This window comes from Bacillus sp. LJBS06 (genome assembly GCF_016924995.1).
GTDB classification, from domain to species: Bacteria; Bacillota; Bacilli; order Bacillales; family Bacillaceae; genus Bacillus; species Bacillus stercoris.
The window spans coordinates 982,177-1,007,438 of sequence record NZ_CP070483.1; the positions used below are offsets into that span (position 1 = coordinate 982,177).

At 44.3% G+C, this 25,262-nt stretch carries 25 protein-coding genes, 15 tRNA genes, 1 pseudogene and 1 riboswitch; of the genes and pseudogenes, 34 read left to right on the forward strand and 7 right to left on the reverse strand.

What is annotated here, in order from left to right; all coding sequences use genetic code 11:
* Positions 1-28 precede the first annotated feature (28 nt).
* The 14 genes from JQX68_RS04825 (at position 29) to JQX68_RS04890 (ending at position 1,522) form a co-directional block, all read left to right on the forward strand.
* Positions 29-100: transfer RNA gene (locus JQX68_RS04825), tRNA-Glu, on the forward strand.
* A 9-nt stretch (positions 101-109) separates the two neighbouring features.
* Positions 110-185: transfer RNA gene (locus JQX68_RS04830), tRNA-Val, on the forward strand.
* 7 nt (positions 186-192) lie between these two features.
* Positions 193-269: transfer RNA gene (locus JQX68_RS04835), tRNA-Met, on the forward strand.
* 11 nt (positions 270-280) lie between these two features.
* Positions 281-357, forward strand: a tRNA-Asp gene (locus tag JQX68_RS04840).
* Between the two features lie 12 nt (positions 358-369).
* Positions 370-445: transfer RNA gene (locus JQX68_RS04845), tRNA-Phe, on the forward strand.
* 5 nt (positions 446-450) lie between these two features.
* Positions 451-523 (forward strand) — tRNA-Thr (locus tag JQX68_RS04850).
* Positions 524-544: 21 nt separating this feature from the next.
* A tRNA-Tyr gene (locus tag JQX68_RS04855) sits at positions 545-629 on the forward strand.
* A 5-nt stretch (positions 630-634) separates the two neighbouring features.
* Positions 635-708: transfer RNA gene (locus JQX68_RS04860), tRNA-Trp, on the forward strand.
* Positions 709-732: 24 nt separating this feature from the next.
* Positions 733-808, forward strand: a tRNA-His gene (locus JQX68_RS04865).
* Positions 809-817: 9 nt separating this feature from the next.
* Positions 818-889, forward strand: a tRNA-Gln gene (locus tag JQX68_RS04870).
* Between the two features lie 48 nt (positions 890-937).
* Positions 938-1,012, forward strand: a tRNA-Gly gene (locus tag JQX68_RS04875).
* 5 nt (positions 1,013-1,017) lie between these two features.
* Positions 1,018-1,088: transfer RNA gene (locus JQX68_RS04880), tRNA-Cys, on the forward strand.
* A gap of 7 nt (positions 1,089-1,095) precedes the next feature.
* Positions 1,096-1,184: transfer RNA gene (locus JQX68_RS04885), tRNA-Leu, on the forward strand.
* Positions 1,185-1,440: 256 nt separating this feature from the next.
* Positions 1,441-1,522: transfer RNA gene (locus tag JQX68_RS04890), tRNA-Leu, on the forward strand.
* Between the two features lie 77 nt (positions 1,523-1,599).
* Here JQX68_RS04890 and spo0M read toward each other — a convergent pair.
* Positions 1,600-2,376 (reverse strand): sporulation control protein Spo0M, encoded by a 777-nt coding sequence (gene spo0M / locus JQX68_RS04895; protein WP_147771669.1) that lies wholly within the window; start codon positions 2,374-2,376, stop codon positions 1,600-1,602.
* 139 nt (positions 2,377-2,515) lie between these two features.
* On the opposite strand from spo0M, the gene JQX68_RS04900 reads away from it, so the two are divergent.
* Positions 2,516-2,719 carry a hypothetical protein gene (locus JQX68_RS04900; RefSeq protein ID WP_147771670.1) on the forward strand — a complete coding sequence of 68 codons (204 nt, stop codon included), beginning with the start codon at positions 2,516-2,518 and terminating at the stop codon, positions 2,717-2,719.
* An 83-nt stretch (positions 2,720-2,802) separates the two neighbouring features.
* On the opposite strand, the pseudogene JQX68_RS21940 reads toward JQX68_RS04900, so the two are convergent.
* Positions 2,803-3,072, reverse strand: a pseudogene (locus JQX68_RS21940) (spore coat protein).
* 41 nt (positions 3,073-3,113) lie between these two features.
* Between JQX68_RS21940 and JQX68_RS04910 the strand changes: the two are divergent.
* Together JQX68_RS04910 and thiC are read left to right on the forward strand one after the other, a co-directional pair.
* Positions 3,114-3,815 (forward strand): Type 1 glutamine amidotransferase-like domain-containing protein, encoded by a 702-nt coding sequence (locus JQX68_RS04910; protein WP_147772415.1) that lies wholly within the window; start codon positions 3,114-3,116, stop codon positions 3,813-3,815.
* 59 nt (positions 3,816-3,874) lie between these two features.
* Positions 3,875-3,982: riboswitch (TPP riboswitch) on the forward strand.
* 132 nt (positions 3,983-4,114) lie between these two features.
* The gene (gene thiC, locus JQX68_RS04915) at positions 4,115-5,887 is read left to right on the forward strand and encodes a phosphomethylpyrimidine synthase ThiC (protein ID WP_147771671.1); all 1,773 of its coding nucleotides are present in this window, start codon (positions 4,115-4,117) and stop codon (positions 5,885-5,887) included.
* Between the two features lie 37 nt (positions 5,888-5,924).
* On the opposite strand, the gene JQX68_RS04920 is transcribed toward thiC, so the two are convergent.
* On the reverse strand, positions 5,925-7,280 hold the full coding sequence (locus JQX68_RS04920) for an FAD-binding oxidoreductase (protein WP_147771672.1): 1,356 nt from the start codon (positions 7,278-7,280) through the stop codon (positions 5,925-5,927).
* Between the two features lie 248 nt (positions 7,281-7,528).
* Here JQX68_RS04920 and senS point away from each other — a divergent pair, with 248 nt between their 5' ends.
* Positions 7,529-7,726 carry a transcriptional regulator SenS gene (gene senS, locus JQX68_RS04925; RefSeq protein WP_147771673.1) on the forward strand — a complete coding sequence of 66 codons (198 nt, stop codon included), beginning with the start codon at positions 7,529-7,531 and terminating at the stop codon, positions 7,724-7,726.
* 25 nt (positions 7,727-7,751) lie between these two features.
* On the opposite strand, the gene katA is transcribed toward senS, so the two are convergent.
* Positions 7,752-9,203 carry a catalase KatA gene (gene katA / locus JQX68_RS04930; RefSeq protein ID WP_069149242.1) on the reverse strand — a complete coding sequence of 484 codons (1,452 nt, stop codon included), beginning with the start codon at positions 9,201-9,203 and terminating at the stop codon, positions 7,752-7,754.
* 403 nt (positions 9,204-9,606) lie between these two features.
* Between katA and JQX68_RS04935 the strand changes: the two genes are divergently transcribed.
* The 6 genes from JQX68_RS04935 (at position 9,607) to rpsN (ending at position 14,388) form a co-directional block, all read left to right on the forward strand.
* Positions 9,607-10,374, forward strand: a complete 768-nt coding sequence (locus JQX68_RS04935; RefSeq protein WP_147771674.1) for an ABC transporter ATP-binding protein — start codon at positions 9,607-9,609, stop codon at positions 10,372-10,374.
* Positions 10,375-10,391: 17 nt separating this feature from the next.
* Positions 10,392-11,390 (forward strand): aliphatic sulfonate ABC transporter substrate-binding protein, encoded by a 999-nt coding sequence (locus JQX68_RS04940; protein WP_205440550.1) that lies wholly within the window; start codon positions 10,392-10,394, stop codon positions 11,388-11,390.
* Entirely contained in the window at positions 11,387-12,217 is an 831-nt protein-coding gene (locus tag JQX68_RS04945) for an ABC transporter permease (protein WP_205440551.1), read from the forward strand. The genes JQX68_RS04940 and JQX68_RS04945 overlap by 4 nt, the downstream gene beginning before the upstream one ends.
* 20 nt (positions 12,218-12,237) lie before the next feature.
* Positions 12,238-13,368: an FMNH2-dependent alkanesulfonate monooxygenase gene (ssuD, locus tag JQX68_RS04950; RefSeq protein ID WP_040083650.1), complete on the forward strand. Its 1,131-nt coding sequence runs from the start codon at positions 12,238-12,240 to the stop codon at positions 13,366-13,368.
* Between the two features lie 100 nt (positions 13,369-13,468).
* Positions 13,469-14,005, forward strand: coding sequence for a hypothetical protein (locus tag JQX68_RS04955; RefSeq protein ID WP_069150758.1), 537 nt, complete (start codon positions 13,469-13,471; stop codon positions 14,003-14,005).
* A 113-nt stretch (positions 14,006-14,118) separates the two neighbouring features.
* Positions 14,119-14,388 (forward strand): 30S ribosomal protein S14, encoded by a 270-nt coding sequence (gene rpsN, locus JQX68_RS04960; RefSeq protein WP_040083649.1) that lies wholly within the window; start codon positions 14,119-14,121, stop codon positions 14,386-14,388.
* Positions 14,389-14,405: 17 nt separating this feature from the next.
* On the opposite strand, the gene JQX68_RS04965 is transcribed toward rpsN, so the two are convergent.
* Both JQX68_RS04965 and JQX68_RS04970 read right to left on the reverse strand, forming a co-directional pair.
* A complete protein-coding gene (locus JQX68_RS04965; protein ID WP_069839149.1) occupies positions 14,406-14,879 on the reverse strand; it encodes a hypothetical protein in 474 nt (157 codons plus the stop codon).
* Between the two features lies 1 nt (position 14,880).
* The gene (locus JQX68_RS04970; RefSeq protein ID WP_009966860.1) at positions 14,881-15,081 is read right to left on the reverse strand and encodes a helix-turn-helix transcriptional regulator; all 201 of its coding nucleotides are present in this window, start codon (positions 15,079-15,081) and stop codon (positions 14,881-14,883) included.
* 193 nt (positions 15,082-15,274) lie between these two features.
* Between JQX68_RS04970 and JQX68_RS04975 the strand changes: the two genes are divergently transcribed.
* Positions 15,275-15,348: transfer RNA gene (locus JQX68_RS04975), tRNA-Gly, on the forward strand.
* Between the two features lie 90 nt (positions 15,349-15,438).
* Here the strand turns inward: JQX68_RS04975 and JQX68_RS04980 are convergent.
* Positions 15,439-16,062 carry a B3/B4 domain-containing protein gene (locus tag JQX68_RS04980; protein WP_205440552.1) on the reverse strand — a complete coding sequence of 208 codons (624 nt, stop codon included), beginning with the start codon at positions 16,060-16,062 and terminating at the stop codon, positions 15,439-15,441.
* Between the two features lie 82 nt (positions 16,063-16,144).
* Here JQX68_RS04980 and queG point away from each other — a divergent pair, with 82 nt between their 5' ends.
* The 9 genes from queG to JQX68_RS05025 all read left to right on the forward strand — a co-directional run bounded on the left by queG (position 16,145) and on the right by JQX68_RS05025 (position 25,236).
* On the forward strand, positions 16,145-17,305 hold the full coding sequence (gene queG / locus JQX68_RS04985) for a tRNA epoxyqueuosine(34) reductase QueG (RefSeq protein ID WP_134975653.1): 1,161 nt from the start codon (positions 16,145-16,147) through the stop codon (positions 17,303-17,305).
* A gap of 66 nt (positions 17,306-17,371) precedes the next feature.
* Positions 17,372-18,301, forward strand: a complete 930-nt coding sequence (locus JQX68_RS04990) for an amidase domain-containing protein (RefSeq protein ID WP_205440553.1) — start codon at positions 17,372-17,374, stop codon at positions 18,299-18,301.
* A 37-nt stretch (positions 18,302-18,338) separates the two neighbouring features.
* Complete coding sequence (gene trmL, locus JQX68_RS04995) at positions 18,339-18,821, forward strand: tRNA (uridine(34)/cytosine(34)/5-carboxymethylaminomethyluridine(34)-2'-O)-methyltransferase TrmL (protein ID WP_205440554.1); 483 nt, start codon at positions 18,339-18,341, stop codon at positions 18,819-18,821.
* Positions 18,822-18,944: 123 nt separating this feature from the next.
* Positions 18,945-19,586, forward strand: coding sequence for a YhbD family protein (locus tag JQX68_RS05000; protein WP_169051598.1), 642 nt, complete (start codon positions 18,945-18,947; stop codon positions 19,584-19,586).
* Entirely contained in the window at positions 19,577-20,290 is a 714-nt protein-coding gene (locus tag JQX68_RS05005) for a bactofilin family protein (protein WP_071581323.1), read from the forward strand. The genes JQX68_RS05000 and JQX68_RS05005 overlap by 10 nt, the downstream gene beginning before the upstream one ends.
* Before the next feature lie 11 nt (positions 20,291-20,301).
* Positions 20,302-21,009 carry a hypothetical protein gene (locus JQX68_RS05010; RefSeq protein WP_205440555.1) on the forward strand — a complete coding sequence of 236 codons (708 nt, stop codon included), beginning with the start codon at positions 20,302-20,304 and terminating at the stop codon, positions 21,007-21,009.
* Positions 21,010-21,358: 349 nt separating this feature from the next.
* The gene (prkA, locus tag JQX68_RS05015; protein ID WP_003224051.1) at positions 21,359-23,254 is read left to right on the forward strand and encodes a serine/threonine protein kinase PrkA; all 1,896 of its coding nucleotides are present in this window, start codon (positions 21,359-21,361) and stop codon (positions 23,252-23,254) included.
* Positions 23,255-23,433: 179 nt separating this feature from the next.
* Positions 23,434-24,612, forward strand: coding sequence for a sporulation protein YhbH (gene yhbH / locus JQX68_RS05020; RefSeq protein WP_014663305.1), 1,179 nt, complete (start codon positions 23,434-23,436; stop codon positions 24,610-24,612).
* A gap of 159 nt (positions 24,613-24,771) precedes the next feature.
* Positions 24,772-25,236, forward strand: coding sequence for a MarR family transcriptional regulator (locus tag JQX68_RS05025; RefSeq protein WP_040083640.1), 465 nt, complete (start codon positions 24,772-24,774; stop codon positions 25,234-25,236).
* Positions 25,237-25,262 lie beyond the last annotated feature (26 nt).

Below are 25,262 nucleotides of genomic sequence, written 5' to 3' on the forward strand. Positions count from 1 at the left end.
CTTATACATAATTACAATTGAAAGTCTGGGCCCGTTGGTCAAGCGGTTAAGACACCGCCCTTTCACGGCGGTAACACGGGTTCGAATCCCGTACGGGTCATTATATGATGGAGGATTAGCTCAGCTGGGAGAGCATCTGCCTTACAAGCAGAGGGTCGGCGGTTCGAGCCCGTCATCCTCCACCATTATTATCGCGGGGTGGAGCAGTTCGGTAGCTCGTCGGGCTCATAACCCGAAGGTCGCAGGTTCAAATCCTGCCCCCGCAACCAAATTTTAAAATGGTCCGGTAGTTCAGTTGGTTAGAATGCCTGCCTGTCACGCAGGAGGTCGCGGGTTCGAGTCCCGTCCGGACCGCCATTTAAATACTTAGGCTCGGTAGCTCAGTTGGTAGAGCAACGGACTGAAAATCCGTGTGTCGGCGGTTCGATTCCGTCCCGAGCCACCACCTATGCCGGTGTAGCTCAATTGGTAGAGCAACTGACTTGTAATCAGTAGGTTGGGGGTTCAAGTCCTCTTGCCGGCACTGTTTTTCAAAATTTAATGTGGAGGGGTAGCGAAGTGGCTAAACGCGGCGGACTGTAAATCCGCTCCCTCAGGGTTCGGCAGTTCGAATCTGCCCCCCTCCACCATTTATAGGGGCATAGTTTAACGGTAGAACAGAGGTCTCCAAAACCTCCGGTGTGGGTTCGATTCCTACTGCCCCTGCCAAATTTATGACATCTTGAGATTATGGCGGTTGTGGCGAAGTGGTTAACGCACCAGATTGTGGCTCTGGCACTCGTGGGTTCGATTCCCATCAATCGCCCCATATTATCATTGGGCTATAGCCAAGCGGTAAGGCAACGGACTTTGACTCCGTCATGCGTTGGTTCGAATCCAGCTAGCCCAGTCTCACTTTTCATATCAACTGCATATGATGTATTAAGTCCCTTAAAATGCGGAAGTAGTTCAGTGGTAGAACACCACCTTGCCAAGGTGGGGGTCGCGGGTTCGAATCCCGTCTTCCGCTCCAATTACGGCGGCATAGCCAAGTGGTAAGGCAGAGGTCTGCAAAACCTTTATCCCCGGTTCGAATCCGGGTGTCGCCTTTCTTTTGCCGGGGTGGTGGAATTGGCAGACACACAGGACTTAAAATCCTGCGGTAGGTGACTACCGTGCCGGTTCAAGTCCGGCCCTCGGCACCAATTTTACTTACATGGTAAGTTGAATTGGTGTTTGTGTTTTATCATTATAACTAATCTATAAATGATCTACTTATGTAGATCATTTTTTTATTGCTTTGATTTCTCATAACTGGCTAAGTTATGAGAAATCGATGATAGAGATTCTCTTAACACTTTCTATTTTATATTTCCAAAAAAACTTTTTTGAAATACATTGACACATTATGAGATCCATGATATATTTATATTCGTCGGTTAGATACGACGTAAAAAACTTGCCGGTGTGGCGGAATTGGCAGACGCGCACGACTCAAAATCGTGTTCCTTCTGGAGTGTCGGTTCGACCCCGACCACCGGTATACTGAAGAACCCGTTTCTTATTTAGAAACGGGTTTTTATTTTATCGAAGAAAAGGAGCCTTAGCTCCTTTTTTTACTTACTCAGCGTATTGGTCTATGATCTCTTCTAGTACCTCTTCTAGCTCTTCTGCATCTTCAAGCTCTGATTGGCTGAAACGGATACGAACAAGCTGTTCTCCGTCATTATACATCTCTTCCAGCCATCCTCGCAGTCCTCTTGCCCTGCGGTCGACTTCGAAAATGATTTCCAAACCGTCTTCGTCTAAAAGGAAAATGAGCTCTAATTCATCAAGCATCTGACGATAATATCCGGAAGTCGGGACGAACTCGAATTCTTGAACGAACGGGAGGCGACGCTGGAAGTAGGGTGCTTGTTCGCAGTCTGCTTCGTTAAGACGGAAGCCCAGGTTTTCGATAGCTCCCAGAACATTTTCAATCCAAGGGTGCGCTTCAACGAAAATGCGGTCATGATCAGATTTGTCGATACCGCCTTGAATGTCAAGGTCTGTCACCACGGCAACCTCTACTTTTCCTACAGTGATCGGCGTATCTAGAGGCAGAGTGAATGCGAACGGAAATTGATGCTCTTCTCCAGGCTGAATGGCAAATGAACCAGTGACCCGGAAAGAATGAATTGTAACGTATTTCCGGTGCTCTTCGTCGTCTTTTACAATGACGTACTTGGTGTTAAGCTGTAAGTCAATATAGCGGATGTCCTGAGCGATTTTTCCGCCTTTGACGTGTACAGTTCCCCGGACTTCTTCTCCTGGAAAATATGCATCTTTCTCTAAAATTGTATCGACTTTTGCAGCTCCGATTCCGGCACTTGCCGCAAGTTTCTTAAAAAATGACATGTTTGATCTTCCCCTTTTTCTTTTTCTCAACAGATATACGCAAGAAGGAGCAAAAAAGATTCATTTGATTCATACTTTTTTCCTATTATTCACTAAGCCTAGGGGCAGACTAAGAATAATATTGAAAACAAAGGAGTAGGTGGAAGTGAATAAAGAACATTTGGTTGCAGATGAATTACACAGAATGTTTTTGGCTGGTGAGCTGCAAATCACAGTAGAGGAGGATATAAACCATATTTCCGAAAGGCTGAGAAACGGCGATCTCAGTTTAGACCGATTAAGCGGTGAAGACGCGTTTATAAAAGAAACGGTAAACGAGGCTTTAAGAAGAGTGGAGGAATAAAAAAGAGACGGGATCTCATCTTTGAGATCCCGTCTCTTTTTGTGGTCTTTGCTGCAAGATTAAAGTGAATCGATTGAAATTGCTCACCCAAGCCACCCTTTTTCCAACAGAAGATCTGACAGTTCATCATGGAGATGGACAGTGGTATCTAATTTATCATGCAATGCTCTTCTGATGTGGGGATTTGCGGCTTCTGTTATTGCGACAGTGTAGTTGTTAATGTTGGTTTTTATTGTTGTTAACAAATCAAAAATGTCTTCGGGATAAAGACTCAATGAGCAAGCCACCTCCTTTGGTTTTTATAGCAGCTCCTGATAAGAAAGTATTTTGCTTTGTTTCTTGCTTCTATTCAAAATGCTATAATAAACAACAAATTTTGTTGGGGAGTGTAATGATGAAACAGATTATTGCGATGGGAGGCGGGGGTTTTTCGATGGAGCCGGAAAATTTGTCCCTCGATCAATATATCCTCAATCAATCGGAACGGGAGTCACCTCGTATTTGTTTTTTGCCGACCGCGAGTGGAGATTCCCAAAACTATATTCAGCGGTTTTATCATGCGTTTCAAACAATGGATTGTGTGCCGTCTCATTTATCCTTATTTAAGCCGCCGTCAACAGATTTAACTTCTTTTGTTATGGAAAAGGACGTGATCTATGTTGGCGGGGGAAATACGCGCAATATGCTTGTGCTGTGGAAGGAATGGGGGCTGGACTTTATTCTCAGAGAGGCATGGAAGAACGGAGTGATTTTAGCTGGATTAAGTGCAGGTGCGATATGCTGGTTTGAAGAAGGCGTGACAGATTCGGCCGGGCCGCTGACAAGTATGAAAAGTTTAGGTTTTTTGCAAGGGAGCTTTTGTCCTCATTATGACGGGGAAAAGGATCGGAGACCGGCATACCACCTGCTGATAGCTAACGAATTCTTGTGCAATGGCTATGCGGCGGACGATGGAGCGGCTCTCCATTTCATAAATGATCAGCTGTTTCAGACTGTGAGTTCAAGATCGGATGCAAAGGCATATCGGGTGATGAGGGATGAACATGGGATATCTGAAATCCCGTTGCCCGTCACATATTTGGATTCAATTAGCTGAATATTTTCTATATTCCTCTTTTTTTTCGATTGGTTTTATGTTAAGATGAGTCCGAAATCAATAGTTACTGGGGGTGCCCGCTTTCGGGCTGAGAGAGAAGGTAAGCTTCTTAACCCTTTGGACCTGATCTGGTTCGTACCAGCGTGGGGAAGTAGAGGAATTGTTTTTATTATTGTCGTGCTGGGCAATAATATGTTTCTTTCTGACTGTAACCGGGTTCATTTTTATGAATCCGGTTTTTTGTGCTGGTTATGGGCTTGATTTTGTCCTTTCAAACGTAGAGAGGGGAAGGATAAGTAATGCAAAACAATTCAGTGCAGCAAGCCAACATTTCTATTATGTCAAGTTTTTCTGGCAGCAAAAAGGTATACGTGGAGGGTTCTTCTTCAGACATCCAAGTGCCGATGAGGGAGATTACATTGAGTCCGACGACGGGATCGTTCGGCGAGGAGGAAAACGCACCTGTGCGTGTCTATGATACAAGCGGACCGTATACGGATCCCGAAGTTACTATTAATATTCAAGAAGGATTAAAGCCGCTCCGCCAAAAGTGGATTACAGAGCGCGGTGATGTGGAAGAATATGAAGGTCGTGCAATAAAACCAGAAGATAATGGTTATAAAAAAGCAAATCCAAACGTAAGCTACCCAGGGCTAAAGCGGAAACCGCTGAAGGCGAAGGCTGGTCATAATGTCACCCAAATGCACTATGCCAAAAAGGGAATCATTACACCTGAGATGGAGTTTATCGCTATTCGAGAGCATGTGTCTCCCGAATTTGTAAGAGACGAGGTGGCAAGCGGCCGGGCAATCATTCCTTCAAACATTAATCACCCTGAAAGTGAGCCAATGATTATCGGCCGGAATTTTCATGTGAAGATTAATGCGAATATCGGGAATTCAGCTGTTACGTCATCCATTGAAGAGGAAGTGGAAAAAATGACGTGGGCCATCCGCTGGGGAGCAGATACAATGATGGATCTCTCTACAGGAAAAGATATTCATACGACGCGTGAATGGATTATTCGCAATTGTCCTGTGCCTGTGGGAACTGTTCCGATTTATCAGGCGCTTGAAAAAGTAAACGGCGTAGCGGAGGATTTAACGTGGGAGATTTATCGTGATACGCTGATCGAGCAGGCAGAACAGGGAGTGGATTATTTTACGATTCACGCGGGTGTTTTGCTTAGGTATGTGCCGCTGACTGCCAAAAGGACAACTGGTATCGTGTCCCGTGGGGGCGCCATTATGGCACAGTGGTGTCTGGCTCACCATCAAGAAAGCTTTTTATACACTCATTTTGAAGAGATCTGTGAAATCATGAAAACATATGATATTGCGTTTTCTCTTGGGGATGGCCTGCGTCCCGGATCAATCGCCGATGCTAATGACGAAGCACAGTTTGCTGAATTAGAGACGCTTGGAGAGCTGACGCAAATTGCGTGGAAGCATGATGTTCAAGTGATGATTGAGGGTCCTGGACATGTTCCGATGCATAAAATCAAAGAGAACGTCGATAAACAAATGGACATTTGTAAAGAAGCGCCTTTTTATACATTAGGGCCGTTGACAACGGATATTGCCCCTGGATATGACCATATTACTTCAGCGATCGGAGCGGCGATGATCGGTTGGTATGGGACAGCAATGCTTTGTTATGTAACGCCGAAGGAGCATTTAGGGCTGCCAAACCGTGATGATGTTCGTGAAGGAGTCATTACATATAAGATCGCTGCGCACGCTGCAGACCTTGCAAAAGGGCATCCCGGAGCGCAAATCCGCGATGATGCGTTATCGAAAGCCCGTTTTGAATTCCGCTGGCGGGATCAGTTTAATCTATCTCTTGATCCGGAAAGAGCGCTTGAATATCATGATGAAACTCTGCCGGCTGAAGGAGCAAAAACCGCTCACTTCTGTTCCATGTGCGGTCCAAAGTTTTGCAGCATGAGAATTTCTCAGGATATTCGAGATTATGCGAAGAAAAACGATCTCAGTGAAGCAGAAGCCATAAATAGAGGATTAAAAGAAAAAGCAAAAGAATTTGTCGATACGGGAAGCAATTTATATCAATAAAAAAGATGAAGATCGAGAATGCTCCATCTTCATTTTTTTAGAAAAACAGAGAACGTCGAAGCGGAGGAATACTCTGTTCAAAGCGGAAAACATTTTCTGGATCATATTTCGTTTTGACACGGCGGAGTCGTTCAACATTTTCGCCGTAATATGTTCTTGGCCAGTTTCTGATTTCGATATCTGGCCAATTTACGTAGTCCCCCATCGTTTCTCTCGAAAGGGATGTTCTCAGCTCCTCAATCCAGCGGACGTTTTGTCTTTTTTCTTCAGGGGATGTCCAGTTTGTTAGGTATTCCTGGGCAATGATTGCATCACGATAATAAAATGCTGTTTGGTCTGGAGCGATCCGTCCGGCTGCTCCGCCGAGCGACTGCTGCCAGACGCTGGCGTTTTGATTCGGAGCGTGCTCCAAAAAGTGTTTAATCGTTGAAATCGCACGTTCTGATAATGGCTTTTCAATGAAAGAGCCGGAGCGTTTCATTTTTTGAGGCTGATTGCCTCCCGGGCTGTTAAAAAAGGTTACCGCTTCAATGAAGGGCATTGCGATTACCATTCCGCTTGTCGGGCTTCCTGCTTTCAATAAAGGCTTTAACAGTTTTTTTAACTCTGTTTTTGGACCGACAAATTGGCCGAGGGCCTCTATCCGGTTTACTTCTTTAGGCCAAAACTCTATTGATGAGGTAAGCCGGTCATCTGTATAGGGGGCCCAGTGCTGCCACGTGTTAAATACTTCTTTAAAATCATCCCAGCCCCATGTAATTGAAAAAATCGACACTTGAGAGATGGGCACTGCTTGAAATGTCATGGAGGTGACAATGCCGAAATTGCCGCCTCCGCCTCCCTGAGACGCCCAAAATAAGTCTGGATGGTTTGAAGAGCTGACTGTAACCAAATCAGCGCCCTCTTTTTCGTCTGCTACGATCATCTCGAGATTCACGAGGCGGTCACAAGTAAGACCGGCAGCCCTTGTTAAAAGTCCAATACCTCCTCCGAGAGTTAAACCTGTGAGCCCTACATTAGCAATGGTGCCTGCGGGAAGCGTCAGGCCGTATTGCCAAAGTGCCCGATAGACTTCTCCCAATTCAGCGCCTGCTTCAATATAGGCAAGCTTTTTATCCTGATTTACAGTTATTTTTTTCATTTCGCTTAAATCAATAACAAGACCGTTATTTAAAAGGGAAAAGTTTTCATAGCTGTGCCTGCCGCCTCGAATACGGAAAGGCACACGGTTTTCACGCGCCCATTTCAGCGCATTGAGTGCATCTTGTTTGTTTTGGCAAAACACAATGATGTCAGGATACCTTTCTAAGCTCAGGTTAATATTGGTTCTTGCTTCGTTATAGTCCGGATCATCCCTTGTCACGATACGTCCGGTCAGTTTTGTCTTTTCCACACTCCCACATCTCTTTCTCACGTATTCTAGTTTCTCTAGCTTATGCGTCAGGGTAAAAGAGTGTATAAGGAAAAAGCGTGGATATAATCTAATAAAGCGTCAATATCTTCAAAATATAGTTGACAGGTCGGTATTATATGAATTAACATGGTCAGTACAAATTTTCAAAACTGTCGCGCTGATCGGAACACCGAAGGCTCTTATTTTTAGATAAGGGCCTTTTTTGTATGAAAAAGGAGGGATTATTGATGGGAGTCAAAAAAGAAAAGGGAAGAAAACGATTCAGGAAGCGAAAAACCTACGGGAATCAGATTTTGCCGCTCGAGCTGCTGATTGAAAAAAACAAACGAGAGATTATAAACAGCGCGGAGCTCATGGAGGAAATTTATATGAAGATTGATGAGAAGCATACGCAATGCTTAACTAAATATAAAAAAACCCGCTGATTACAGCGGGTTTTTTTATATTTAGTTAAGCATCTTTTTTAATCGGCAATCCAAGGCCTTCTGCGACGCGTTTTCCGTATTCAGGGTCCGCTTTATAGAAGTGCTCGATTTGACGAAGCTTGATTTCTTCTTTTTCTACCGGCTTCATAGCGTTAACAATATTTTCAACAAGGCGGGTACGTTCATCTTCGCTCATTAAACGATATAGGTCACCGGCTTGTGTATAGTGATCGTTGTGATCGTAGCTTACGCTGTCAGCGATACCTTGTACCGGATATGCTGCTTGCTTATCCTCAGGTGACTCTTTCGGGCCGCCGAAGCTGTTAGGCTCGTAGTATACAGATCCCCCGCCATTATTGTCAAAGCGCATTTGTCCGTCACGCTGATAATTGTTCACTTCGTTGCGTGCGCGGTTGATTGGCAGCGCTTGATGGTTTGCGCCGACACGGTAGCGGTGTGCATCATGATAAGCAAACAGTCGGCCTTGAAGCATTTTATCCGGTGAAACATCAATACCAGGCACGAGTGTTCCAGGTGAGAATGTCGCTTGTTCTACTTCTGCAAAGTAGTTTTCCGGATTTCTGTCTAGAACCATGCGTCCGACCTCGATTAACGGGTAGTCTTTTTGAGACCAAACTTTTGTGACATCAAACGGATCGAAACGGTACGTATTTGCATCTTCTAAAGGCATGATTTGCACATATAGTTTCCATGCAGGGTAATCACCGTTTTCGATTGCGTTGAAAAGGTCTTCTGTATGGTAATCAGGATTTTCACCGGCAATTTTTGCTGCCGTATTGACATCAAGATTTTTCACGCCTTGTTCTGTTTTAAAGTGATATTTAATCCATACGCCTTCGCCTTCGGCATTTGTCCATTTAAATGTATGGCTTCCGAAGCCGTGCATGTGGCGAAGTGTCGCAGGAATTCCGCGGTCAGACATCAGGATTGTCACTTGGTGCAGCGACTCTGGTGAAAGTGACCAGAAATCCCATACAGCCGTAGGGTTTTTCAGGTGTGTTTTTGGATCTCTTTTCTGTGTATGGATGAAATCAGGGAACTTAATCGCATCGCGGATAAAGAATACCGGCGTATTGTTGCCGACGATGTCGTAGTTTCCTTCTTCAGTATAAAATTTAACAGCAAATCCGCGTGGGTCGCGAACTGTGTCAGCCGAGCCAAGTTCACCGGCAACTGTTGAGAAACGGATGAACAGCGGTGTGCGTTTGCCGACTTCAGAAAGGAAAGCGGCTTTCGTATATTTTGTTACGTCGTTTGTCACTTCAAAATATCCGTGTGCGCCTGCTCCTTTAGCGTGAACAACACGTTCAGGAACACGTTCTCGGTTGAAATGGGCCAATTTTTCGAGTAAATGTACATCTTGAATTAAAGTTGGTCCGCGAGAACCGGCAGTCATTGAGTTTTGGTTATCTCCAACCGGAGCGCCCCAGCTAGTTGTCAGTTTATTTGAACTCATGTTATCACCTCTTGGAATTTATAAGAACATAATATCACCTCTAATTAAAAAGTCAATATCATTTTATAATTATTATAAAATAGTTATCTATATTAAGCGATATCTAGTATTGGAAATGGTGAAAAACCTTGTTATATCAGCTGTTGCATAGCATTTAATAATTTTCGGAGAAATCATTTTTTCTACTCTACTTGCGAAACAAGCAGAGTAAGTGATAAACAAGGATTAAAAACCGCATTTTAAAAAAGAGTTGACATATCGGAATAATTTGAATTAACATGTTATTCAAACAAAAAACAATTGGGCAGCTGATCGGACCGCCGAAGGCTCTCATCTCTACAAGAACAGAGATGGGGGCCTTTTTGTTTTTTGAAGGCGGGGTTGGCAGAAAGAGGGGATAAAAGTGGCTGTGACCATCAGCATCAAAGAAAAGTCATTTGTTCAAGAGGGCCGCCAAAACACGGTCTTAGAGAACATACAATTATCAATCGCACCAGGTGAATTTTTAACGCTTATCGGACCGAGCGGGTGCGGGAAAAGCACCTTGTTAAAGATTATTGCGGGACTTGATTCTGAATATGACGGGAGTGTTGAAATCAACGGCCGCAGCGTAACAGCTCCGGGGATTCAGCAAGGATTTATTTTTCAGGAGCACCGCCTCTTTCCTTGGCTGACAGTTGAGCAGAATATTGCCGCCGACTTGAATTTGAAGGACCCAAAAGTCAAACAGAAGGTGGATGAACTGATCGAGATTGTCAGATTGAAAGGATCGGAAAAAGCATATCCGCGCGAGCTGTCAGGCGGCATGTCACAAAGAGTTGCCATTGCCCGGGCCCTTCTGCGGGAGCCTGAGGTGCTTCTTTTAGATGAACCGTTTGGTGCACTTGACGCTTTTACAAGAAAACATCTGCAGGACGTGCTGCTGGAGATATGGAGGAGGAAAAAAACAACGATGATTCTCGTGACTCACGATATAGATGAATCTGTTTATTTAGGAAATGAGCTTGCGATCCTTAAGGCCAAACCGGGGAAAATCCATAAGCTGATGCCCATTCACCTGGCGTATCCGCGGAACCGGACGACTCCGGATTTCCAAGCGATCAGGCAGAAAGTGCTGTCGGAATTCGAGAAAACAGAAGATTTGGAGTACGCTGAAGGATCAGGGATATAGAAAGGGCGGAAGCGGAAATGAAAAAAAGGCTCATTGTATTGGCTGCCGTTATTTTTCTGCTCGCAGGCTGCGGAGCAAACGGAGCTAATGGTGATCACAAACAATTGAAGGAAATTCGTATTGGTATTCAGCAAAGCTTAAGCCCGCTTTTGATCGCGAAGGAGAAAGGCTGGTTCGAAGATGTATTTGAAAAAGAAGGCATCAAAGTGAAATGGGTGGAGTTTCAAAGCGGTCCGCCCCAATTTGAAGGCCTTGCGGCAGACAAACTTGATTTTTCTCAGGTCGGCAATTCGCCTGTGATCGCTGGACAGGCGGCAGGCATTGACTTTAAAGAAATCGGTTTGTCTCAGGACGGATTGAAAGCAAACGGCATCCTTGTGAATCAAGGCAGCGGCATTCAGGACGTCAAGGATTTAAAAGGGAAGAAAATTGCAGTCGCCAAAGGCAGCAGCGGGTTTGATTTTTTGTATAAAGCGCTTGATCAAGTCGGGTTGTCAGCTAATGATGTGACAATTATTCAGCTCCAGCCTGATGAAGCGGCTTCGGCGTTTGAAAACGGATCTGTTGATGCCTGGTCCATTTGGGAGCCGTACTTGTCATTAGAAACTATGAAACACGGAGCAAAAATCCTTGTGAACGGAGAAAGCACAGATTTATATTCACCGGGCTTTACTTTAGTAAGAACCAAGTTTTCAGAAGAGCATCCAGACGAAGTGGTCCGTTTTCTGAAGGTGTTTAATAAAGCCGTTGTATGGCAAAAGGAACATCTGGATGAAGCAGCGGACTTGTATGCAGACATTAAAGATCTCGATAAAAAGGTCGTCGAAAATGTGCTGAAGAATACTGAGCCCCTGAATGAGGTCATTAGAGACGATATTGTGAAAGCACAGCAGGAAACAGCAAATTTTCAATTTCGAACGCAGGCAATAGATAAGAAGATTGATGTGAAGGATGTTGTGGATAACACTTTTATCAAAAAAGCATTAAAGGAATATTCCTCAGGAGGTGATCAGTGATGAAAGCAGAGGCTGCGGGCTCGCTGCCCAAAACGAATGCGGAAGCAGTGCGAAAAAAGCTCGGAAGGAAGAAGTATGGCTGGACGAAGGGGCTTTTACTGCCCGCTGTCATCATTGCCATCTGGCAGATTATCGGCGCGCTGGGGCTTGTGTCCGCTACAGTGCTGCCTACGCCTGTTACGATTGCCCTGACCTTTAAGGAGCTTATTTTGTCCGGTGAGCTGTTCGGCCATCTGCAAATCAGCATTTATCGGGCGGCGCTTGGTTTTTTGCTTGGCGCGGGACTTGGATTGATGATCGGGATTTTGGCCGGATTCTCGAAACGAACGGAGCTGTATCTTGATCCGTCGTTGCAAATGCTTAGAACGGTACCTCATTTGGCCGTCACGCCGCTGTTTATTTTATGGTTCGGATTTGACGAAGTATCTAAAATTTTGCTGATTGCGCTCGGTGCCTTCTTTCCCGTCTATATCAATACGTTTAACGGTATCCGCGGAGTTGATGCGAAGCTGTTTGAAGTCGCTCGGGTCCTTGAATTTAAATGGCATCAGCAGATAACCAAAGTGATATTGCCGGCAGCCCTGCCCAATATATTGCTAGGCATTCGCTTATCGCTCGGCATTGCATGGCTCGGGCTCGTTGTAGCAGAGCTGATGGGCTCAAGCTCGGGAGTCGGCTATATGATTATGGATGCGAGACAATTTTCACAAACGAACAAAGTCTTTGCAGGGATTATCATTTTTGCAGTGGTTGGAAAGCTGACGGATTCCTTCGTCAGGCTGCTTGAACGAAAGCTGTTAAAGTGGAGAAACAGCTACGAAGGATAGAGTATCTAAGGGGGATGAATATGGAAATTCTTTGGTTTATACCGACTCATGGAGACGCGAGATATTTAGGATCTGAAAGTGATGGACGGACTGCGGATCATCTTTACTTTAAACAAATCGCGCAGGCGGCAGACAGGCTGGGATATACAGGGGTTCTTCTGCCGACGGGAAGATCGTGCGAGGACCCGTGGCTTACAGCGTCGGCGCTGGCAGGAGAAACAAAGGACTTGAAATTTTTAGTCGCGGTAAGACCTGGTTTAATGCAGCCTTCTTTAGCAGCCAGAATGACATCCACCCTAGACCGCATTTCAGACGGACGGCTGCTGATCAACGTTGTGGCAGGGGGCGATCCGTATGAGCTGGCAGGTGATGGCCTGTTTATCAGTCATGATGAGCGCTATGAAGCAACAGACGAATTTTTAACCGTTTGGCGAAAACTTTTGCAGGGAGAAACGGTTTCCTATGAAGGAAAGCATATAAAAGTGGAAAACAGCAATCTGCTTTTCGCCCCGCAGCAAGCGCCGCATCCGCCTATCTATTTCGGTGGATCGTCGCAGGCAGGGATTGAAGCTGCCGCAAAGCATACAGACGTGTACTTGACATGGGGGGAGCCGCCTGAACAAGTAAAAGAAAAGATTGAGAGAGTCAAAAAGCAGGCGGAAAAAGAAGGGAGATCTGTCCGGTTTGGCATTAGGCTGCATGTCATTGCCCGTGAAACTGAACAAGAGGCGTGGGAAGCGGCTGAGCGCTTGATCAGCCACTTGGATGATGACACCATTGCCAAAGCGCAGGCTGCTTTAAGCCGTTACGACTCTTCAGGCCAGCAGCGGATGGCCGTTCTTCATCAAGGCGATCGGACGAAGCTTGAAATCAGCCCGAATCTGTGGGCGGGGATCGGTCTGGTCAGAGGAGGGGCAGGAACAGCCCTTGTCGGTGATCCGCAGACTATTGCCGACCGGATAGCGGAGTATCAGGCACTCGGCATAGAATCATTTATATTCTCCGGCTATCCGCATCTAGAAGAAGCGTATTATTTTGCAGAGCTTGTATTTCCACTTTTGCCGTTTGAAAACGATCGGACGAGAAAGCTTCAGAACAAAAGGGGAGAAGCAGTAGGAAACACTTATTTTGTCAAAGAGAAAAATGCATGAGTTTAATTAAAATACAGCCCCCGAATATGGTATGATTTTCAAAAAGGGGGATGTTTTTCTGAAAACATTGAGAAGCGCAGCAGTCATTTGCCTGATAGCTATGCTGTCAGCATGCGGACATTCAAAACAGATGGAAATCAAAGCAGCGGACATATCAGATTTTGAAAAAAACAGAATGGATGTTGCAGCTTCACAGGCATTCACTGCTGAAGCCGTCAATATCGGTGAAGGTATTTCTTCAGCTGACATGTACATCGAACATTATCAAAAGGGAAAGCTTGTTGAGACGGTTGGCCCAGTTCGTGCAGATTATTCAGAGGAAAAAACCGATACTATACAATTCGTTTATTTTGTGAATGAAGAGGGGGAAGGAAAGGATAAACACACCACCATTCATTTTGGCATTGTGGATAAACAGGGAAATATAGCAGCTGATTCATCGGTGAAACGTGACGATAGCGCAACACAGGAAATGACTCAGAATATTTCATCGCCGGAACCGATTTCTTTCGAGAAGCCTGTTTTGATTGGTAGCAGTATTAGAGGGACTGACGAGACAATGCATACCTCTGAACATAAAAAAGAGCTCATTAAGCATCAAGATGCGTTACTGTATTATGTGAAATTGCATCATTAGAAACGGGCGGCTTCAGGCCGTCTGTTTTACAAAGCGGTATGCTTGCTTTTTTGAGTGGTGCATGATACATTTTAAATCGTAATAATTTCGATTTGTTAAGGGGGCTATGTGACTTGGCTAAAAAATCAAAAGTGGCAAAAGAGTTAAAACGACAACAGCTTGTTGAACAATACGCTGATATCAGACGCGAGTTGAAGGAAAAAGGAGATTACGAGGCACTCAGCAAGCTGCCAAAAGATTCAGCGCCGGGAAGGCTCCACAATCGCTGCATGGTAACGGGGCGCCCGAGAGGATATATGAGAAAGTTTAAAATGTCCAGAATCGCTTTTAGGGAGCTGGCCCATAAAGGCCAGATTCCCGGTGTGAAAAAAGCAAGCTGGTAAGAAAAAACTCCGGCCGATTACAGTGCGCCGGAGTTTTTTTCGTTTTTCTTGAAAGAGATGACGTAGGAAAGGTGCTGGATGATCATGATGACAAACACAATAATAATAGGGAAAAACGGCATGCGCGATTGAAAAAGCGGATAAAAAATGAGAAGCACCGCAGCGGCAGGCAGCGAGAAGTAGACAGCGATATATGAAGCGCGGCATGCTTTTGCCGTCATCATCTGCTCTCTTTCATCCTGCTCTTCAAATTCATCAGGCAGAAGAAGCTGCTTTCTGGCAGGGCGGCTTTTTTTCTGTAAGTACAAATAAACCGCAGTCGCCGCAATAAACAGAACAAAGGGGGTGAGGTTTAATTCAAACACCGTCCCGCCGCTCTTTGTGCGGAAAAAAGATGCTATGCCTTCCGAGGCTTCAAAGTATGAAATCAGCGTCCAGCATGCAAGGCCAAATAACACCAGTTGAAAAGCTGCTTTTGTTTTCATGCTCATCTTAGTTTTCCTCCTCTAACCAAAAGACATCCTCCATTTTCATGGAGAAGGCTTTGCAGATTTTCAATGCTAACAGCAGTGAGGGAACATAATCGCCTTTTTCAATGGCTGCCACAGTCTGTCTTGTGACGCCGACCGTTTCTCCGAGTTTTTCCTGAGAATAGCCGAAGCGTGCCCTCAGCTCTTTTACTTTATTTTTCATCATGACGTCTGTCCCCTTCACTTTCTTGTTTCATTATATTGTATAGTATACTTAACATTATGTAAATGATACTTAACAACTTTACAAAAAGATAACTTTTTTTCGACAAAATTTTTATATTCCCTTGACGAAAAATAAATAAACCTGTAATATAAGAACAGTCAAAGCGGTACTGTTACTGACATTCACAAATGCGGGTGTAGTTTAGTGGTAAAACCTCAGCCTTCCAAGCTGATGTCGTGAGTTCGATTCTCATCACCCGCTCCATACATACGTTATTAACGCAGTGTTTCGTTTCTCAGATAAACGAAGTATTGCGTTTTTTTATGTAAAAAAGAACACGTTATTCGTGTTCTTTTACGTAACCCAATGTACTGTATGGGTGCCGCCGTGAATTTGTTCAAACATTTTCGTTAATGATGATAAGAGTTTAACAGCGCTGCTTTTCTCAATGGATGGCGGGAAAAAAATGATTTGCAGCATATTTTTGGTCTCGTTTGAAACGGGATGTTGATTGAAGTTGTTTTTAAAATCGCCAAAAATGCCGTTTTCATCAGAGAAAAGCAGGATGTTTTCTTTTTCTCCCAATGAGATCCGGACAGGCTCATGAAGCTTTCCGGCATCATAAATCATAATGGGCAGAGAATATTTTAAAGCGAAAAAATCGATTGTGTCATGGGCCGAGTCCTTACTTTCCATGAATTGTTCTTTGGATATGGGGATCAGCATGTCCTCCATTGGGGTTGTTTCTCCCTCAAATGAAGGGTTAAGCTGTTTAAAGAGTTCCCGCCATTCCTTGACGAAGGGTTCATCGGGTATACCGCCGTCTGCATAGTCGAAAAACAGGGACTCCTGGAATAGGCGGAGTCTGCCTTTCAGCATTTGCGGTGAGGAGCCGACTTCGATATTCTCATAAATGACAGCTGCTGCATGTAAGCCAGCCGCACGTTCAGTAATAACAGAATCAAGTTTGATATTCACTAGCATTCACTCCAGTTACGTGATATCAACCTATTATAAACGCTGTATCGTTTTATCACAAAGAAAGGAGGCTGTGCAAAACATGAACGTTTATCAGCTCAAAGAAGAATTAATTGAATACGCGAAAAGCATTGGCGTGGACAAGATTGGTTTTACGACCGCTGATACTTTTGACAGTTTAAAAGACCGTTTGATTCTTCAAGAATCACTCGGCTATCTCTCCGGCTTTGAAGAGCCGGATATCGAGAAAAGGGTGACGCCGAAGCTTCTGTTGCCGAAAGCGAAATCAATAGTGGCGATTGCTCTCGCATATCCTTCCAGAATGAAGGATGCGCCAAGAAGCACGAGAACTGAGCGCAGGGGCATTTTTTGCAGAGCCTCCTGGGGCAAAGACTATCATGATGTGTTGAGGGAAAAACTCGATCTGCTGGAGGAATTTCTAAAAAGCAAGCATGAGGATATCAGAACGAAGTCAATGGTTGATACAGGTGAATTGTCTGATCGCGCCGTTGCAGAACGTGCCGGCATCGGATTCAGTGCGAAAAACTGTATGATCACAACGCCAGAGTATGGCTCTTATGTGTATTTGGCGGAAATGATCACAAATATCCCTTTTGAGCCTGATGTGCCGATTGAAGATATGTGCGGCTCCTGCACGAAATGTTTGGACGCCTGTCCGACGGGAGCACTGGTGAATCCGGGACAGCTTAATGCGCAGCGCTGCATCTCTTTTCTGACCCAGACAAAAGGGTTTTTGCCTGATGAATTCCGTACAAAGATCGGAAACCGCCTGTATGGGTGCGATACGTGCCAAACGGTATGTCCTCTCAATAAAGGGAAGGACTTTCATCTTCATCCGGAAATGGAGCCTGATCCTGAGATTGCCAAACCGTTATTGAAGCCGCTCTTGACCATCAGCAATCGGGAATTTAAGGAGAAATTCGGACATGTCTCAGGTTCTTGGCGCGGGAAAAAACCGATTCAGCGAAACGCCATTCTCGCCCTTGCGCATTTTAAGGATACTTCCGCACTGCCCGAGTTGACGGATCTGATGCACAAGGACCCGCGCCCTGTCATCAGGGGGACAGCCGCATGGGCAATCGGTAAAATCGGAGACACCGTATACATGGAAGAGCTTGAAAAAGCGCTGGAAAAAGAGAAGGATGAAGAGGCAAAGCTGGAAATTGAAAAAGGAATTGAGTTGCTAAAAGCTTCAGGCATGACTAAACAAGGCCTGTCCTGACATACGTATAGAGCAGAAGGAAAAAACACTTGAGATCATCCAAGTGTTTTTTCTCTATAAAAAAGTATGGCGGGTGGGGTGAGCTTGAAGCACATTTTAGAACAATTAGCGGAGGAGCGGCTGGGCTTTCTGGTTAACGGGCATGATATGAGACAGGAGTCTCAAGTCGGAGACCTTAAAGTCATGGAGCGTAAGAAAAAGCTTCTGGAAAAACGTAAAGTTGACATCATAAAAGCGAAAGCAAAGGCCGTGATTAATCATGTGCGGGTTGAGGATGACGGAACGACCTGCCTTACGTATACCATCCATTACGAATACGTGTGTAAGGAACAGGACGACAGCTTGTATATGGAGGAGCACATAGAGGAGCGAATGGCTTTCCTGTATGATCACATTTTGATTAGTGATCAGGAAGTTGCGAAAAAGCCGGCTGGATTTCATGAAGGGACCAGCATTATTGACTATTCTGAAGAGGAAAGAGAAGCGTTTGGCAGGGCTTTTCAATACGATCGTCTCGGCGCTGTGCAATATGCCGAGAAATTTTGGAACAAGCGCAATCCTGCTTATAAAAATTTCAGCGATAACTGTACCAATTTTATTTCTCAGTGTCTTCATGCGGGAGGCGCGCCAATGCGCGGCCATCCGAACAGAGGATCAGGCTGGTGGATGAAACAAAGCTCATGGAGCTACAGCTGGACGGTGGCTCATTCGATGAAAATGTATTTGTCGAATTCAAAAGCTGGACTGCGTGCGGTGCGGGTGAAATCAGCGGAAGAGCTGGTGCCGGGCGATGTGATTTGCTATGACTTCGAAGGAGACGGCCGGTTTAATCATACAACGATTGTCGTGGCAAAGGACAAAGGCAATATGCCGCTTGTTAACGCCCAGACCTATGACAGCCGAATGAGGTATTGGTCATATGAGGATTCAACGGCATATACGCCGTCGATACGATATGCTTTTTTTCATATCGTTGATGATACGACAAAAGAGTAATTAATGTTATAATGATGGGCGGATAAGAAAAACAGAGGTGAACATTGTGGCATTACATGTCGTTTTATATCAACCAGAAATTCCCGCTAACACAGGGAATATTGCGCGTACTTGTGCAGCAACCAATACTATGCTCCACCTGATTCGTCCGCTCGGCTTTTCAACGGATGATAAAATGCTGAAGCGTGCCGGACTCGATTATTGGGAGTTTGTTAATGTTGTGTATCATGATTCGTTAGAGGAATTGTTTGAGGCATATGAAAAAGGCCAATTTTTCTTTATTACGAAATTTGGCCAGCAGCCTCATACATCATTTGATTACACTGATCTTGACGAGGATTATTTCTTTGTGTTCGGAAGAGAAACAAGCGGTTTGCCAAAGGATTTAATTCAAAATAATATGGACCGCTGCCTGCGTCTTCCAATGACAGAGCACGTCAGATCGTTAAACCTGTCCAACACTGCCGCGATTCTCGTTTATGAAGCGCTGCGTCAGCAAAATTACCGTGATTTAAAATAGTGAAAAAACCGCTCATCGCTGATGGGCGGTTTTTTTGTGCCTGTTGAAATACTTTGTTTCGTTTTCGGGCTTAACAACGTAACAGTGTTATGTTACAATGTACCCATCAAAGGAGCTGGACTTATGGAGGAACAATTAATCTCTAAAAAAGAATTACTTGAAAGAACATCGATTTCATACGGTCAGCTGTATCGATGGAAGCGAAAAAATTTAATACCCGAGGAATGGTTTATTCGCAAATCCACTTTCACAGGGCAGGAGACGTTTTTTCCGAGGGAGGATATTTTAAAACGTATCTCAATGATTCAAAAAATGAAGGAAAACTTGTCTCTGGATGAAATGAGGGAAATGCTGTCACCGAAGATGAAGGATGTCAGCATGACCGCTGATGAATTGCTGCGTAAAGGTTTGATCTCAAAGCCTGCACTTGAAGTCTATTCAGAAGACGGAAGTAGTCCGGTTTTTTCATCCCGCGACTTGCTGTCGCTGTATGTGCTTGAAGGACTGCTGCAGTCTGGAAATGTCAGCTTGGCAGAAGCAAAAATGGCTGCAGAGGTATTAAAGAAGCATGATTCTGAAAAGATTGAAAAACAGACGGAACTGATTGTGCTGCGCAAGCTCGGTGTTACAACTTGTTTTATAGCGGCTGCGGCAGACAGCATTTTGTTTGAATCATCCGTCAAGGTTGTGGAACGGGTAGATTTATTAAAAGCTTCAGAGGAATTAAAAACAACATATATGCAGGAGGGCCAACAATGGATGTAGTGGAAAAGCTGGTGATAAACGGATCGGGAAGTTCAAAGGGAGGAACGTTTCAATCAGTTGAGATTAACGGAAGCGGGACAGTGGCTGGAGACGTGGAGTGTGACACTTTTTCTTTTAATGGAACGGGAAAAGCTGACGGCAGCGTCAAAGCGAAAGCGGTAACCATCAGCGGTTCTGGAAAGATACATGGAGACGTTGAAGCTGAATCTATTCGGATTAATGGAACTGGTTTTATTCAAGGAGAGGCATCAGCTAAACAATTAAAAATCGCTGGATCATCAACATTTGGCGGGACTGTCAAGGCTGATGAGATTGACATTAGCGGAAAAACCGTCATGGAAGCGGATTGCGAAACGGAAACCTTTCAATCAGAAGGGAAATGCAAAATCAGCGGTCTTTTAAATGCAGACCAAGTGACCATTAAGCTTTGTTCCGGGGAAAGCGATGTACGGGAGATCGGCTGCCGCCATCTTCAAGTGACCTGCAGAAAAGGAATGCTGACATTACTCAGATTGATGCCGCAGCCTGTTCTAACGGCAGAGCTGATCGAAGGTGACGTGATTGAATTGACAAATACAAAGGCGAAAACCGTGCGCGGAAATAAAGTGATAATCGGTCCGGATTGCCGGATTGAAACCGTCGAATACAGCGGTGACTATACTTGTGATCCAAGCGCATTGGTAGAAACATGCACGAAGGTGTGAGGAGGATCGTAATGGAGACAACAAAACTGGGAAATTTAAAATTATATGGCGCTGGCCATGCCGCCGGAGGCACGTATCACAATGTCGTCATCAAAGGTGAAGGTGTGGTCGGTGATGGGCTGTCTGCTGCGGGCTGCCGCATATTCGGAACAGGCTGCTTTCTCGGGACTGCAGAGACTGAGCGGCTGCGTGTGTTCGGAGAAAGTGAGTTTAAAGGCAATCTGACCGCGGGAAGAATCAATATTTTTGGCACAATGAAAGTCAGCGGCTCACTTCAATTTGATCGCTTTAATTTGAAGGGCCTGACAGAGATTTCCGGGAGTATGACTGGAGAATCGTGCGATGTGAAAGGGAAGCTTAGCGTAAAAGGTGATTGTGAAACAGAAAGGTTCCATGGAACAGGCTGTGTTGATGTATCGGGGTTATTAAATGCTGGTGACATCAAGCTAGGATTGAGCCATGATATAAGCCATGTGCGCGAAATCGGCGGAACAACAATTACTGTGAAAAGACACACGAGCTTTTTTAACCGGAAGAAAGTGAAACTGATCGCAGACGTCATAGAAGGAGATCAGGTTTATTTGGAGAATACCGATGCGGCAGTTGTCAGGGGAAAAGAAGTGATTATCGGGCCGGGATGCAGTATCGGAACAATTGAGTACGAAAACAGATACGAATGTGATCAACATTCACAGATTAAAGAAAAAACAAAACTGTAAAACATTGTTCTGTTATACAAAAAGGGTGCTCTTTCAGGAGCACCCTTTTTTATTCTTTTCCAGGCTTGCTATCGTATCCTGCAGTAAAAATTGATACTAAAAAAGTGACAATGACCCCCATCATGATGATTGTTTTCACCGTCTCTCCCCCTCTTCAATTTTTCCGTGCTGTCCGAGTCTGGATGATTCTGTATTTTTCTTTATTATGAACGGTCGCAGTCGGCCTTGTCAACGATGTATAAGTATCTTTATTTTTAAGAAACCAAAGCATGTATCACGAGTTGGCGGCATAGATTGTAACAAAGTACCTTATTTGCATAGTGTATCAAACATGATAGAGGAGGTCCTTATGGATATATTAAAGAAAATTGAACAGTACAGAGAGGAAGAGCAGCGGCTGAAATGGGAAGGAACTTTCGCCGATTATTTGGAGATTATTAAAGAAAATCCGATGGTCGCGCAATCTGCTCATTCTCGAGTTTTTAATATGATAAAAGACAGCGGGATAGAGGAGATTGACGGACGCAAGAAGTACAGTTTTTTTGACCGTGAGCTGTTTGGGCTTGAAGAATCTCTGGAGCGTCTTGTGGAAGAGTATTTTCATCCGGCTGCCAAACGTCTAGATGTCAGAAAGCGGATTCTATTGTTGATGGGACCTGTGAGCGGCGGTAAATCCACGTTGGTCACGATGCTTAAAAAAGGTCTCGAAGCATACACGCTGACAGATAATGGCGCTGTATATGCGATTAAAGGCTGCCCAATGCACGAAGACCCTCTACATTTAATCCCCCACCATTTACGTGATGACTTTTACAGAGAATACGGTATTAGAATAGAGGGAAGTCTTTCTCCTTTAAATGTCATGAGGCTGGAGGAAGAGTACGGAGGAAGAATTGAGGATGTGAAGGTGGAGCGCATCTTCTTTTCAGAAGATAAACGTACGGGAATTGGAACATTCAGTCCATCTGACCCAAAATCTCAGGATATTGCCGATTTGACCGGGAGTATTGATTTCTCGACAATCGCCGAGTACGGTTCGGAATCAGATCCGCGCGCTTACCGGTTTGACGGAGAGCTGAACAAAGCGAACCGCGGGATGATGGAGTTTCAGGAGATGCTGAAATGTGATGAGAAATTTCTCTGGCATTTGCTTTCATTGACACAGGAAGGGAATTTTAAAGCGGGGCGGTTTGCGTTAATTTCTGCTGATGAGCTGATCGTGGCGCACACGAATGAAACGGAATATCGCTCATTCATTTCTAATAAGAAGAATGAAGCCCTGCACTCGAGAATCATCGTGATGCCGGTTCCTTATAATTTAAAAGTGTCTGAGGAAGAGAGAATTTATGAAAAAATGATCGCAGAGAGCGATGTGTCGGATGTTCATATTGCCCCTCATACTTTGAAGGTCGCCGCGATGTTCTCAATCCTTACCCGGTTAAAAGAGCCAAAGCGGTCGGATATTGATCTGGTCAAGAAAATGAGACTGTATGATGGAGAAAGTGTGGAAGGATATAATTCCGTCGACGTTGAGGATATGAAAAAAGAATATAATGATGAAGGAATGAGCGGCATTGATCCGCGGTACGTGATCAACCGGATTTCTTCAACGATTATCAGAAAAAATATGGAGTCAATTAATTCTCTCGATGTCCTTCGTTCCTTAAAAGAAGGTCTTGATCAGCATCCATCAATTTCAAGCGAGGACAGGGAGCGGTATTTGAATTTTATTTCTGCCGCCCGCAAGGAATATGACGACATTGCGAAAAAGGAAGTCCAAAAAGCGTTTGTGTATTCGTATGAAGAATCAGCAAAAACACTTATGGACAATTACCTCGATAACGTAGAGGCTTATTGCAATAAAAATAAGCTTCGTGATCCTTTGACAGGAGAAGAAATGAACCCTGACGAAAAGCTAATGAGATCCATCGAGGAGCAGATCGGCATTTCGGAAAACGCCAAAAAAGCGTTCCGCGAAGAAATTTTAATCCGCATCTCGGCCTATGCGAGAAAAGGCAAGCGGTTTGATTACAATTCCCATGAAAGACTGCGTGAAGCAATTCAGAAAAAGCTGTTTGCTGATCTGAAGGATGTCGTTAAAATTACGACTTCAACAAAAACGCCGGATGAGCAGCAGCTGAAAAAGGTAAATGAAGTCGTGGCCCGTTTAATTGATGAGCACGGCTACAACTCGACGAGCGCCAATGAGCTGCTGAAATATGTCGGCAGCCTGCTGAACCGATAAGCAACGTGACCCGTCCGAATAGGGCGGGTTATTTTGTCCCATTTTCTAAATAGTTTGTCAATTAAACGTGCTTTTGTGCATATGATGAATATAAATCTTTTCGAAAGACTTGTTTCATAATCTGGCACAAGCCGGAATACGTATGTATCACGACCACAAATGGTTAAGGAGGGGAATTCATGTCCCAAAATGACAGCGGCCATTTTTTGATTTCTGAGGAAAACTGGTCCCTCCATCGCAAAGGCTTCGATGACCAGCAGCGTCACCAGAAAAAGGTGCAGGAAGCGATCAAAAACAATCTTCCGGACCTCGTAACTGAGGAAAGCATTATTATGTCTAATGGAAAAGATGTAGTGAAAATCCCAATCCGTTCACTTGATGAGTATAAAATCCGTTACAACTATGATAAGAATAAACATGTAGGGCAAGGAGACGGCGACAGCCAGGTTGGTGATGTTGTGGCCCGGGATGGATCAGACAAAAAACAAGGGCCAGGAAAAGGGCAGGGTGCCGGTGATCAGGCAGGCGAGGATTATTATGAAGCGGAAGTTTCATTAATGGATTTAGAAGAAGCGCTTTTTAAAGAATTAGAGCTTCCGAATCTCCAGCAAAAAGAGCGGGACAATATTATTCATACAGATATTGAGTTTAATGATATTCGTAAAACAGGGTTAACCGGTAACATTGATAAGAAAAGAACAATGATGTCAGCCTTTAAACGAAACGCAATGTCAGGAAAGCCGTCGTTCTATCCAATTTATCCGGAGGACCTGAAGTATAAGACGTGGAATGACATCACAAAGCCTGAATCAAAAGCTGTCGTTTTAGCAATGATGGATACAAGCGGCAGTATGGGGGTTTGGGAAAAATACATGGCCAGAAGCTTCTTTTTCTGGATGACCCGTTTTTTGCGGACGAAATACGAGACTGTGGAAATTGAATTTATTGCCCATCATACAGAAGCAAGAGTTGTCTCGGAGGAGGATTTTTTCTCAAAGGGAGAAAGCGGCGGAACCATTTGTTCTTCCGTATATCGGAAGTCGCTTGAGCTTATTGATGAAAAGTACAATCCCGCTCGCTATAACATTTACCCGTTTCATTTTTCTGACGGTGACAACCTGACATCTGACAACGCGCGCTGTGTGAAATTGGTTAATGATATTATGAAGAAGGCCAATCTATTCTGCTACGGCGAGGTCAATCAGTACAACAGGCATTCAACGTTAATGTCTGCATATAAAAATGTGAAAGATGATAAATTTAAGTACTATATTTTAAAACAGAAATCTGATGTTTTTCAGGCGCTGAAGAGCTTTTTCAGAAATGAAGAGTCTGGTGTAAGCCATCAATTTTCGTAATGAAAAGCCCATTTCAGGGCTTTTTTTTATTTAATAAAAGTAAGAAAACGCTTGCGGAAAAAATACGGGAGAAAAAGAAATTTTTCCTTTGACAAATCTTCTTTCATTTATTAATATTTTATCTTGTGAACTATTATTGAGGAATGAGGTGAAAAGGAGTTGACTGAATCAGAACGTGCTTTGCTCACTTTTGAACAGCTCTTCGATACGTCTCGGGCGATTTATAAAAAACAGAAGAAGATATTGGAGATTGTGCTTGAGCCTTTTGATATTACAGTCCTTCAATATTTGCTGATGTTTAAAATTCATCAAAGCGGAAGCACTCCGCTAAGCAAGCTGGCAATGTCGCTTGATCTTAAGCCTGCTTCTGTGACGCGGATGACAGATATTCTGTATAAGCGCCACTTGATGAATCGATATGACAGTCCGGATGACCGCCGTATCGTCATGATTCAGTTAACCGAAGAGGGGGAAGAACTGATAGAAAAAGCCGCTGTGCAATATGCAAAAATGGGTGCGGGCTTGTACCAAAAGCTTGATACCTCCCAGCTGCAGTATTTGCGCAAACTTGCCGGAAGCTTAACGAAGCTTGCTGAAGGCTGTTCAGAAAAAAGCGGTAATTAAAAACTTCTCACATATTTTCACCAGCT